General features: G+C 64.0%; 10 protein-coding genes. 5 read left to right on the plus strand and 5 right to left on the minus strand.

Going from position 1 to position 11,889, the window contains the following annotated elements:
* Nucleotides 1-103 precede the first annotated feature (103 nt).
* From K323_RS0110680 to K323_RS0110690, 3 genes are all read left to right on the plus strand, one after another.
* The gene (locus K323_RS0110680) at nt 104-1,333 is read left to right on the plus strand and encodes an HNH endonuclease signature motif containing protein (protein WP_022885274.1); all 1,230 of its coding nucleotides are present in this window, start codon (nt 104-106) and stop codon (nt 1,331-1,333) included.
* Between the two features lie 160 nt (nt 1,334-1,493).
* Nucleotides 1,494-2,048, plus strand: a complete 555-nt coding sequence (locus K323_RS0110685; RefSeq protein ID WP_022885275.1) for a hypothetical protein — start codon at nt 1,494-1,496, stop codon at nt 2,046-2,048.
* A gap of 238 nt (nt 2,049-2,286) precedes the next feature.
* Nucleotides 2,287-3,132, plus strand: coding sequence for a serine protein kinase RIO (locus K323_RS0110690; RefSeq protein WP_022885276.1), 846 nt, complete (start codon nt 2,287-2,289; stop codon nt 3,130-3,132).
* A gap of 76 nt (nt 3,133-3,208) precedes the next feature.
* On the opposite strand, the gene K323_RS0110695 is transcribed toward K323_RS0110690, so the two are convergent.
* A complete protein-coding gene (locus K323_RS0110695) occupies nt 3,209-5,212 on the minus strand; it encodes a S1 family peptidase (protein WP_022885277.1) in 2,004 nt (667 codons plus the stop codon).
* A gap of 307 nt (nt 5,213-5,519) precedes the next feature.
* Here K323_RS0110695 and K323_RS0110700 point away from each other — a divergent pair, with 307 nt between their 5' ends.
* Nucleotides 5,520-6,860 carry an MFS transporter gene (locus tag K323_RS0110700; RefSeq protein WP_022885278.1) on the plus strand — a complete coding sequence of 447 codons (1,341 nt, stop codon included), beginning with the start codon at nt 5,520-5,522 and terminating at the stop codon, nt 6,858-6,860.
* A 3-nt stretch (nt 6,861-6,863) separates the two neighbouring features.
* Here K323_RS0110700 and K323_RS0110705 read toward each other — a convergent pair whose 3' ends face one another.
* Nucleotides 6,864-7,406 carry a hypothetical protein gene (locus tag K323_RS0110705; RefSeq protein WP_022885279.1) on the minus strand — a complete coding sequence of 181 codons (543 nt, stop codon included), beginning with the start codon at nt 7,404-7,406 and terminating at the stop codon, nt 6,864-6,866.
* 89 nt (nt 7,407-7,495) lie between these two features.
* On the opposite strand from K323_RS0110705, the gene K323_RS0110710 reads away from it, so the two are divergent.
* The gene (locus K323_RS0110710; RefSeq protein WP_022885280.1) at nt 7,496-8,176 is read left to right on the plus strand and encodes a FadR/GntR family transcriptional regulator; all 681 of its coding nucleotides are present in this window, start codon (nt 7,496-7,498) and stop codon (nt 8,174-8,176) included.
* Between the two features lie 64 nt (nt 8,177-8,240).
* On the opposite strand, the gene K323_RS0110715 is transcribed toward K323_RS0110710, so the two are convergent.
* The 3 genes from K323_RS0110715 to K323_RS0110725 all read right to left on the minus strand — a co-directional run bounded on the left by K323_RS0110715 (nt 8,241) and on the right by K323_RS0110725 (nt 11,878).
* Nucleotides 8,241-9,239: an ABC transporter substrate-binding protein gene (locus K323_RS0110715; protein ID WP_022885281.1), complete on the minus strand. Its 999-nt coding sequence runs from the start codon at nt 9,237-9,239 to the stop codon at nt 8,241-8,243.
* A gap of 78 nt (nt 9,240-9,317) precedes the next feature.
* Complete coding sequence (locus K323_RS0110720) at nt 9,318-10,331, minus strand: ABC transporter permease (protein ID WP_022885282.1); 1,014 nt, start codon at nt 10,329-10,331, stop codon at nt 9,318-9,320.
* Entirely contained in the window at nt 10,328-11,878 is a 1,551-nt protein-coding gene (locus K323_RS0110725) for a sugar ABC transporter ATP-binding protein (protein WP_245570965.1), read from the minus strand. Before K323_RS0110725 ends, K323_RS0110720 begins: the two co-directional genes overlap by 4 nt.
* Nucleotides 11,879-11,889 lie beyond the last annotated feature (11 nt).

The raw sequence follows: 11,889 nt of genomic DNA on the forward strand, positions 1-11,889 counted from the left end.
TCAGAGTCACTCGTGCCGAGATGAGATCTGGAGTCAGGATGCGTTTGCCGTCCCTGCACGAGAAGTGTCTGTATGAGAAGTGCCTGTACGAAAACGTCCCGCCGTGTTAATACCGGGCAAGACCGTAGCGACCGGATTCGATTTGATCCTCGATCGCCTCGATGAAGCCACGGCCTCGCAGTCCGAGACGAATCGGGCACAGGCGCGGTTGTGGGCGTCGCTCGCTGAGCTGATGCGGCTCGCGCGGGCGAACCCGCACGTCTATCTGCGTTCCGGAGGGCTTACTGGGCGGGATGCGCTTGAGCTGGCCGAGGAAGCGGCGGCGTTCGACGCTGGCCTGCGTCTTCACCTCTCCGCAGGTCAGGTGCGTACGTTGGCCCACCGCGCGCAGCTACTCGAAGACCGGCTGCCCCGGCTGCGCGCCGTATTCGCGGCAGGCGAGACAACGACGGCGCATGTCGGCGCGGCACTCGACCTGCTGAGCGGCTGGGACGACGACACCGCAGTGCGACTCTTCGATGAGCAGCTCGCCGAACCGGCTGGAACCCTCACACCGGCCGCGTTCCGGGCACGTGCCAGACGGGCGAAGGAGAAGCTGCACGAGGAACCCGCCGAAGCCCGACACGCTCGCGCGTTCGCAGGCAGGGGCGTGTGGATGGAACCGGCAGAAAACGGCATGGCATGGGTGCACGCGCTCCTGTCAGCACCAGATGCCGTTCGTATCGTGTCCCGCCTCAACGCCACCTCCCGCGCAGAACAGAAGAAGACCAAGGTCGGAGATTCCAACTGGCGTTCACGTGACCAGATTCGTGCCGATCTGGCCGCGGCGTGGCTCGCGGGTGACGGCACGCCAACGGCCGCGAAAGTGCGGCCCGTGCTGCTTGTGCCGCTGCTATCCATGATCGGCGGAGGAGACGAGCCGATCGAACTACGCGGATATGGCACCATCGACCGCGACTCCGCTGCCCGGCTGTTCGCCGAGGCACCCTCGTTCAGGCGCGTGGCCACGAACCCGTTCACCGGTGAGAAGCTCACCTACGACCGCGAACGTTACCGCCCCACCCAGGCGCAAAAGGACTGGATCGCGTTTCGCTTCGAGAACTGCATCGATCCCACCTGCAACCGGGCCGTCGACGACACCGATGTCGACCATCTCGAAGAATGGGTACGTGACAACGGCAGAACCAACGAAGACAACCTGTTCCCGCTCTGCGAAAAGAGCAACCGTCGCAAGAACCTCAGCCGATTCGACTACGAACGCCTCCCGAATGGTCGAGTCTCCATCACCACACCGACCGGCCTCACGGTCACCACCGAGGCGGCCCCCTTCTAAACAACACCGCCTTCAACGACACGATAGGTGCTGAAGCACACATCCTCGTGACCCCGCCATCGCTTCGAAGGCTCGAGTGGTCACGTGCTCGGTGCGCTGGCGCACGGTGGAGAGGTCAGTATGTAGACGGTGTGGAGTGACAGTTCAGTACGCTTGCAGGATGAAGCCACATCGCGCCGGAATTCTCACCCTCGGCTGCACCGTGGCACTCACCATCGCACTCGCCGGGTGCAGCGCCGCCCCGAGCGACACGACAGCGACATCGACGCCGTCCGCGACCACCACTCAGGAAACGCCGCGGCCGACGCCAAGTGACACCGCGGCTCCGGTCAGTGCAGAGACGTGCGACACAGCAATGACCGACGAAGGTCGCGCGACGCTGACCGAGGATGCACTCGAACTCCGCGAGTTCCAAGCCTTCGACGACGTGATGCAGTCGATCGTGGATGACGGCGGGCTCGGATGTTACTGGGTCAGGCCAGGCAGTGACATTCAAATCTGGTTCGCGCGAGTTGATCAATCGCCCGACCAATGGGAGGCCCTTCGCGCGGAACTGCTGGCGGCCGGTTACACACAGACCGACGACCCGTTCCCCGGCACGATCCGTGCCGCAGACCTCAACGGGGATTACACGCCTTCGCTCTATTTTTCGGACGGAGTCCTCTACTACGTGAGCTATGAGGACCTGTTCGTCCACTTCCGCGGGCTGGCATAGCCCCCGAACTGGGAAATCCGAGGGCGCGCACCACGACACGCGTCTTCCCTGGAACCGGCGTTGTGGCTATGCTGGTCGGGATCGCAGGCGAGATCGTCGCGTGCACCGGCCGAGAAAGGAGGGGATGAACATGGATGCCATTGTTTGGGACGCCACAGTCCAGCATTCCGCTACCCCCGCCTTCACCGAGGCCGCCGTCTAACCAACCACGTGTGGCCTCCGACATCGGAGCACACTCTTGTCAGTAGACGCATTCTCCAACACCTTCTCCCTTTACAACGTCGGCGAGTTCGGGGCCGCAGAGCCTGAAGACGGCCAACGCTGGTCGACCTGGCCGGCCATCACCCCCAGCGAACGTGGACCAGAGCCGCATCCGGACTGGCTCGTCACATCGGCAGCGGCCTTCGACACCGAACTCGGAATCGTCAAGACAGGAAAGGAAGCCGACGTCTTCCTGATCGAGCGGGCCGTGCCGGGCGACCCGTCCCAACCCAGCATTCTCGCCGCCAAACGGTACCGCGGCACCGAGACCAGCGATTTCCATCGTTCTGCGCAATATCACGAGGGCAGGCGGATGCGGAACACCCGCGACACGCGCGCGGTAGCCAGGGGTAGCTCATACGGCCACAGCGTGTCGGCCGGACGCTGGGCGTACGCGGAGTTCGAAGCGCTCTGCCGAATGCACAGTATGGGCGTGCCTGTGCCGTATCCGGTCCAGGTCAACGGCACAGAGATCCTGATGGAATTCATCGGCGATGACTCAGGCGCGGCGCCCCGACTGGCGCAGGCAAAGGGGTCGGTATCGCAGCTGTCTTCGTACCTTGAGCAGGTGACAGACATCATGCTGACCATGGCGCAGGCCGGACTCGCGCACGGTGACCTCTCCGCCTACAACCTGCTCGTGCACCACGACCGCATCGTTGTGATCGATCTTCCCCAGGTGGTCGACATCGCCAGCAATCCGAACGGAATGGCGTTGCTGCACCGCGACTGCGTCAACGTGTGTGACTGGTTCACCCGGCGCGGTCACAACTGCGATTCAGAAGAGATGTTCGCGGCGCTGGTCGCCGAATTGTTCGCGTGAGGTCTGTCGACGGAATACAGAAGGGCCCCGGCCGAAGCCGGGACCCTTCTGTTCATTTGCTACTGACGATTACTGACTACTCGGTGACCGCGCGACGACGCATCAGGAACAGTGCGCCACCACCCACGAGCAGCAGTGCAGCTGCTCCGCCGAGGAAGGGCAGTCCGTCAAAACCGGTGTTGGCGAGGTCGCCATCGCCGGCCGGATCGCTCGGAGTGCCCGGGTCAACCGGAGCCGGTGCGACCGTCAGAGCGAAGCCCGAGACGGCGTCTGCCGAAACGACCTCGTCAACGGTCTGCGTGGCAACAACGGCGTAGTCGCCGGCGATCAGCGCGAAGTCGATCGGTGCGCTCCACTTGCCGTCAACAACGGTGACCGGTGCGAGTGCCTCGCCGCTGAGCGCGACCTGAACGGTTGCACCGTTGATGCCGGTTCCCTCGATCTTCTTCGGCGCAGCCGACAGGTCGAAGGAGGAACCGTTTGCCGGCGACGTGAACACCGGAGCGGCGAGCACAACCTTGAACGCCACAGTAGCGGCAGGCGATTTCTGGCCCTCTGAGGACTGCGTCACCGAAACGGCGTAGTCTCCGTAGCCGAGCGGCTCGGCGAACTCGATCTTCCAGGCACCATCCGCGGCAACAGTCGCGGTTCCCGTGGCGTCGCCGGTCGCGGTGACCGTAGCGCCCGGAAGGCCGGTGCCGGTGAGCTCGGTGACCTCATCGGCGACCTGGCCGCCGTTGGCCGGCGTGGTGACGACAGGAGCCACCAGCGGTGCGAGCACCACGTTCACGGAGCCTTCGGCACTGGCCGACACGTTGAAGCCGCTCTTTGCGGTGACGGTGAACTTGTAGTCACCGAGCGTGCTCGGCGCCGGGAAGGTCCAGTTACCCGAACCGTCAACGGCGACCTCGAACGGGGAACCGGTGGCCGGCTTCACAACGAGCGTGGTGCCCGCGGGAGCCGTGCCGACGATGGCGCCGCCACGCTCGACATCGCTGCCGGCAGCGCTGGTGACAACCGGAGCGTCGATGAACAGCTTGACGGTGTAGCCGTCGGTGTGCGCGAGACTGTTCTGCAGGTCGGAAGCCCAGACGAACGGGGGCTGACCAGGCAGCGCGCCGCCACTCAGGATACCCAGTGCGGTCGTGCCGGAGAAGACAGCTCCACCGGAGTCACCCTGGGCTGCAACGAGGCTGTCGGATCCGAAACCGTAGACCATCCGATCGCCGATCCTCGCCCAACCCTCGACGTAGTCGATGGTGGCATTATTTGTCAGGCCGGTAGTGCGACCGGACTTGCTCACCGACTGGCCGAGTGCGGCATTTCCGACCGCTGTGACCTTGGTGGTCGATGCGGAGAGGTCCTCTGATGCGGCCGTGGTCCAGTCCGTGATCTCAGGCAGGAGGTTCAGGTCGCCATTCAGCACGTCGATGACGGCCACGTCGATGCTGTTCGTATCTTCGCCACCAGTGGCGTTGCCGATTCCGCCGAACTGTGAAAAACCGAACTTGCCGATTGCAGTAGTGACAGTCACTGCACCGGATCCGCCACCGGCCGTGTCACTGCTCGGAAGAGTCAGTGCAGTCACAGTGTTCGCGCCGTCGGCGGTGCAGTGCCCGGCGGAAATCAGCGCGTCATTCCCGTCTTTGTCCCACGCAGTGAAGCCGATGGAGCAGCTAGCACCCGACGAAGACTCGAAGGACGGAGCCGTGAAGTAGCCAGCTCCCGCGACAACGTCGTTCTCCGCGTAAGCCGTGAGCTCCTGTCCCAGCGTGTACTTGATGGGTAGTGTGCTGCCGTCAGGCGTAGTGATCGGCGCTGCGGCCCGACGCTCGTTGGCCTGCGACTCCAACGCGAGACCGACATATCCGCCGGACGCATCTTTGGCGATGACCTGAACGCCGTTCTGGTCACTGTTACTCAGGACCTCGGCAGCGAAAGCCGCATAGCTCTCGGCATCTGGCGTCGCAGCGGCGGAATTGGCGGACGCGGGTGAAGCTACGAGGAGCCCTCCGAGTCCAAGAGCGGCGGCCGCGCAGACGGCGAGCGCTCGCTTTCCGAATGTTCCGGAAACTGACATAGGTGTATTCCCCCCATTGAATGGATAAGTCGGCTCGCATGCGAGCGTGTCTGCCCCACTAGGAGGGGCAGACCTGTCGTAACCTATCGTGACCCTCGAACGGGGAGCAACTTATTTCGCCGTTCTCCCGCCGATTTCACCCTCACCGAATGCGCGGAAGTTCAGGCTTTCCAGCCGTGCGATCGGCAAGATGACGCGGTGAACACCCGACTCCCCATGCCGGTACCCATGGAGGGTGTCCGTGGGTCGCCGACACTCCGCACAACTCGGGCACCGGAAGTTTCCACACCCCCACTAGCCTGACCTCATGGTTGATCAGAATGCCTCGGTTCCGGACGTCGTCACCACCGCACTCGCCGAAGACCCGACTCCGGCGACCAGAGGGCGCATATTCGCGTGGAGCCTGTGGGACTGGGGCTCCGCCGCTTTCAACGCGGTTGTCACCACTTTTGTCTTCACCGTGTACATCACCGGGTCGGCATTCGGCGACAAAGACGTGATCTCGGCTCAACTCGGCTGGGCCCTCGCCATCGCCGGGTTGCTGATTGCCGTTCTGGCCCCCGTTACCGGCCAACGCTCCGACACTTCTGGGCGCCGCAAGTTCTGGCTGGGCGTCAACACCTTCATCGTCGTCGCAATCACCGCGTCGATGTTCTTCGTTCAGGCCTCCCCCGATTTCCTGCTGCTTGGCCTGTTCCTGGTCGCCGCCGGTAACGTCTTCTTCGAGTTCGCGGGCGTCAACTACAACGCGATGCTCGCGCAGGTCTCCACGCCGGCGACCGTCGGCAAGGTCAGTGGATTCGGCTGGGGCATGGGCTACATCGGCGGAATCGTCTTGCTGCTCATCGTCTATTTCGGTTTCATCCAGCCAGACGTCGGGCTGTTCGGTGTCACGAGCGAGAACGGACTGGCCGTTCGCGTGTCGATGCTGATCGCTGCCGTCTGGTTCGGTCTCTTCGCCCTCCCTGTGCTGTTCTCCGTGCCGGAATACCGCGCACCGGATGCCGTCCGCCGAGAGCGCGTCGGGTTCTTGCGGTCGTACGCGGTACTCGCTCACGACGTCGCCCGGCTCTGGAGGACCAGCCGCCACACGGTGTACTTCCTGCTGGCAAGCGCCGTCTTCCGTGACGGCCTGGCCGGGGTGTTCACCTTCGGCGGCGTGCTCGCGGCATCCGTCTTCGGCTTCTCTGCCGGAGAAGTGATCATCTTCGCCATCGCGGCCAATGTGGTCGCCGGCGTTGCGACGATGGCCGTCGGCGCCCTCGACGACCGGCTCGGCGCGAAGCCGGTCATCGTCACCGCCCTCATCGGTCTCGTGGTGTGCGCGACCATCGTGTTCTTCCTGCACGATGGTGGCCAGATCGTGTTCTGGACCGCCGGACTCGCACTCTGCCTCTTTGTCGGCCCTGCGCAATCGGCCAGCCGCAGCTTTCTCGCCCGGCTGATCCCAGCAGGCCGGGAGGGCGAGGTCTTCGGCCTCTATGCAACAACCGGCCGGGCCGTCAGCTTCCTTGCCCCCACAGCCTTCGCGGTGTTCGTCACCATCTTCGGAGAGACCTACTGGGGCATCCTCGGCATCATGCTGGTGCTGCTCGTCGGACTGCTCCTACTGCTGCCGGTGAAGGCGAAGCAGGAACAGATCAGCTGAGGGTCAGGCGATGCGCCCGGCGGCGATGCGCACGGCCTCGTTGCGCTCGACGAGGGTCCAGGTCGCGCCGTCGTCTGCCGAGACCCAGCCCTCCCAGGTGTATGCATCTGCCGTGATCGCGGTGAAGTTCCAGCGCACGGCCCGGCCGTCGGTGCCGGTTCCATCCTGGCGGATCCCGTTGCGATACGGCGTCGCGATGAGGTGGCAGTACTCCCCTGACTTCGGCGCGAAGTAGCTCACTCGCCACGCACCGGCGTGGGCGTCATAGACACGAACGGCCGTCGCAACGGTCTCGAAGCCAGACGGATGCGACGGGCTGGCCTCGACCTCGACGTCTTGCACCGCACGACCATCGAGGATGAACCCGACGATCCAGGTGAACTCGCGCTCGGTCCATTCCCCGGTCGCCTCGTCGAGCCTCGACCCCTTCGCGGCCCACGACCCGACGAGCTTTCCGAACCTGCGCATGCGCCCCGGGTACTCAGGTGTGGGTCCGGACGCGATGAGCGCCTCGGCAAATCGGGGATCAGGCGCGGCGGGGGTCATATCTCAATTTTACCCGCCCGGTGTTGCATCCGTATGACGGAGTCCCTGGGCCCCTGAACCCTTGGTCCCCTGAAAGGTAGGATGTCTGCATGGCGGTCACCGATGAGGCAATCCTGAAGATCAAGGAGATGATCATCTCCGGTGCCCTCGGACCGGGAGATCGCCTACCGCCGGAGAAAGAACTGAGCGAACGTCTCGGCCTCTCTCGCAGCTCGATGCGTGAAGCGGTGAAGGCGTTGGAGGTCATCCGGGTACTCGACGTACGGCGCGGCGACGGAACCTATGTCACCAGCCTCGAACCGCGCCTGCTCCTCGAGGCGATGTCGTTTGTCGTCGACCTGCACGACGATTCCTCTGTGCTCGAGCTCTTCGCCGTTCGTCGCATTCTGGAACCGGCGGCCGTCGCTCTTGCCGCGACCCGGGCGACGACGGATGACGTGGATGCACTCCGCACACAGATAGCTTCCGTCGACGTGTCGACCAGTGTCGAAGACCTGGTCGCCCATGACCTCGAGTTCCACGGTGCGATCGTGGAACTGGCGGGCAATCGGTACCTCGCCAGCCTGATCGAGTCGCTTTCCAGCCACACCGTTCGCGCGCGCATCTGGCGCGGTCTCACCCAGGAACACTCTGTCGATCGCACCCTCTCTGAGCACCGCGCGATCGTGGATGCGCTGGAGCGCGGCGACGCGGGTCTCGCACAATCGCTGACGGTGGTGCACATCGCCGGGATCGAGCAGTGGCTGCGTGACGCGGCCGCAGCGTCCTGACATCCAGGCTCCGAACGCTCATGGGCCGGGACGAATCGCTCGCCCCGGCCCTGTGCACGTCGATCTACTCGTAGATGACGGCCTTGATCTCTTCGCTGTCGATGTTGCTCTTGTCGTACCAGAAGAACCCGGTGTCAATCGTCTTCTCCACCTTGTCACCGTTGATCGCGGCGACAGCGGCCTTCACCGTCTCGTAGCCGATGCCGACCGGGTTCTGCGTGATCGCCCCGGCCATCAGGCCCTCGTTGATCGCGTCGATCTGCGCCTTGCCTGAGTCGAACCCGACGACGGTCAGTTTGCCGGCGAGGTCAAGTTCTTTGACGGCCTGCACCACACCGATCGCTGACCCCTCGTTGCTGCCATAGAGACCCTTCAGGTCGGGGTTGGCAGCAATGATCGCCTTCGCGAGGTCGGCAGACTTCGCCTGGTCACCGCCACCGTACTGGGTGTCGACGATCTCAATGTCTGGTTCGTTCTCCTCCATGTACTCCACAAAGCCGTCGCGACGGTCGACACCGGTGACGGATGTCTGGTCGTGTACGACGAGTGCGACCTTCCCGGCGTGGCCGATGAGCTCAGCCATCTGCTTCGCCGCCTCGGCCGCGGCAGCCTTGTTGTCTGTGGATGCCGTCGTGACCGGAATGTCGCTGTCAACACCGGAGTCGAACGCAATCACAGGGATGTTCGAGTCCTTCGCCTGCTGCAGCAGCGGGCCGGCAGCCTGGCTGTCCAGCGCCGCGAAACCGATGGCATCCGGACCCTTGTCGAGTGCGGTCTGCAACATCTGGATCTGCTGGTCGACGTCGGCTTCCGTGTCAGGGCCCTCGAACGTGATCTCCACGTCGAACTCCTCCGCAGCCTCTTCCGCGCCCTGCTTCACGGCCTGCCAGAACTGGTGCTGGAAGCCCTTCGAGACGATCGCGATATACGGCTTGTCACCGGACGCCTCGCCTCCGCCGGCATCGCCACCGCCTGCATCGCCACCGCCTGCGGCACAGCCGGTCATGGCGAGTGCGACGACGCCGAGCCCCGCCAGCGCTGTGATCAGTTTTCTGTTCTTCATGGACGAACTCCTTAGTTTCGGTGATGCGGGTGGGGGTGCGGTGAGGGACTACTGCGTTCACCTGCCACGGGGCTGCGCTTACCTGCCACGGCGCCGGAGCATGTCGAGATAGACGGCGATGAGGATGACCGTGCCGACAGCGACCGACTGCCATTCCTGCGGGATCGACATGATGCGGAGGCCATTGGTCAGTACGGCCATGATCAGGGCGCCGATGACTGTGCCGACGATCGACCCCTTGCCGCCGGAGAGCGAGGTGCCGCCGATCACAACGGCCGCGATCGCCTCGAGCTCGAGCCCCAGGCCACCGGTCGGCTGGGCCGAGCTGAGCCGGGAGGCCGCCAGTACACCGGCGACGCCGACGAAGAGCCCGGACACCGTGTAGATGATGATCTTCCACTTGTTGACGTTGACGCCGGAGAGCGCCGTTGCCGCCTCGTTGCTGCCGATCGAATAGGTGTAGCGCCCGAAAATGGTGCGGGAGAGCAGGACGGCGGCGATGATCATCATCAGGATGAAGATCGCAACGCCGAGCGGAAATCGCATGCCGGGGATGATCGACAGGTTCATGATCGCCTGGAAGTCGGGGGTTTCCTTGAAGTAGATCGGCTTGGTTCCGCTGATCACCAGCGCGAGTCCGGCGGCAATGAGCATGGTCGCCAGGGTGGCGATGAACGGCGGGATCTTCAGGATGGCGACGTTGAAGCCGTTGACGAACCCGATCAGGCCTCCGAAAAGGATGGCGCCGAGAACGCCGGCCCATAGCGGCCAGCCCCAGAAGGTGAGGAAGACGCCGGCCATCACGCCGCAGAGGATCATGCCGGTGCCGATGGAGAGGTCGATGCCGCCGGTGATGATCACGAACGTGGTGCCGAGCGCCAGGATGCCGGTCACCGTTGCGGCGACGAGGATGCTGGTGATGTTCGATGTGGTGAAGAAGTGCGGGCTCGCGAAGGCGAAGAACGCCACGATGATGATCAGGCTGGCGAAGGCGAGGAGTTGCTGCAACTGGCCGCGGAGCCGGCCGACCAGGCCGCCTGGCCGGCCGGTTTCGGTGCTGGCGGTGTCGGATGCTGTGGGTGTCGTTGTCATGCCATTACCGTTCCTTCGGCGCTGAATCGGGTCGCGTAGTCCATGATGTTTTCCTGGGTGGCGTCGGCGTTGTCGAGAATCGCGGTCAGTCTGCCTTCGCACATCACCGCGATGCGGTGTGACATGCGCAGCACTTCGGGCAACTCGGAGGAGATCATGATGATCGCCTTACCCTGAGCGGCCAGCGCGTTCAGAAGTGCGTAGATCTCGTCTTTCGCGCCGACGTCGATACCGCGGGTCGGTTCGTCGAAGATGAGCACGTCGCAGTCTTTGACGAGCCACTTGGCGATCACGACCTTCTGCTGGTTTCCGCCTGAGAGGTTCTTGACCAGCTGCGACGTCGACGGGGTCTTGATCGACAGGGCGGTGACCAGCTCGGATGCCTTCGCCTCGATGGCTGCCGGTTTCATGAATCCGAGTGCAGCCGTGAACTCCGGCAGGGAACTGAGAACGATGTTCTCCTTGACGTCGCGCTCCAGCAGCACCCCGTAGGCCTTGCGGTCTTCGGAGAGGTAGCCGATCCCGAGCTTCGCCGCGACCGCGGGACTGTCGATGCGCACTGGCTTGCCGGCCAGCTCAATCGTTCCTGCGGACTTCGGGTCTGCACCGACGATCGCCCTGGCCACCTCAGTGCGACCGGCGCCCATCAGCCCGGCGAAACCGAGGATCTCCCCCCTGCAAAGCTCGAAACTGACGTCGGAGAGCACACCCTTGGTCGAGAGTCCAGACACCGACAGAACGACGTCGGTGCCGGCATCCGTCACCTGGGGGCGTGCCTCACCCGTGATCTCTCGCCCGACCATCAGCGAGATCACCTCGCGCATGTCGGTGCTGTCGGTATCGAGCGTGTCGATGTACCGGCCGTCCCTGAGCACCGTGATGCGATCGGAAATGACCTTCAGTTCGTCCATGCGGTGGGAGATGTAGATGACGCCGGTATCTGGCGTGGTGAACCGCCGAATCAGGTCGAAGAGCGTCGCGACCTCTAAGTCGTTCAGGGCCGCGGTCGGCTCGTCCATGATGAGCACCTTCGCGTTGAACGAGAGCGCCTTGGCGATCTCCACCATCTGCTGCCTGGCGACCGTGAGTTCGCCGACCCGCTGGCGAGGGTCGAGGGCAAGGCCGAGGCGATCGAATAGTTGCTGCGCCCTGGCGTTCAGCTCACGATCGCTAAGAAAGATTCCGGCCCGACGCGGCTCGCGGCCGATGAAAATGTTCTGGGCGACGGTGAGGTCGCCGGCCAGGTTGAACTCCTGGTGGATGATGCTGATGCCCAGCTCTTGCGCCTGGCGCGGACTGGTGATCTCGAGGCGTTCGCCGCCCAGGAAGAACTCCCCCGCGTCTGGCGTGTAGATGCCGGACAACAGCTTCATCAGCGTTGACTTGCCTGCGCCGTTCTCGCCGACCAGGGCGAGCACTTCACCGTGGCGCACGTCAAGTCCGACATCCTGGAGGGCCTTCACTCCCGGGAAACTCTTGCTGGCGCCGACTATCGTGAGGAGAGGTTCGCGCTCATCCATCGACATCGGATGTTTACTCGGGTTCACGGGTTTCTCTC

The sequence above is a fragment of the Glaciibacter superstes DSM 21135 genome (assembly GCF_000421145.1).
Taxonomy (GTDB): domain Bacteria; phylum Actinomycetota; class Actinomycetes; order Actinomycetales; family Microbacteriaceae; genus Cryobacterium; species Cryobacterium superstes.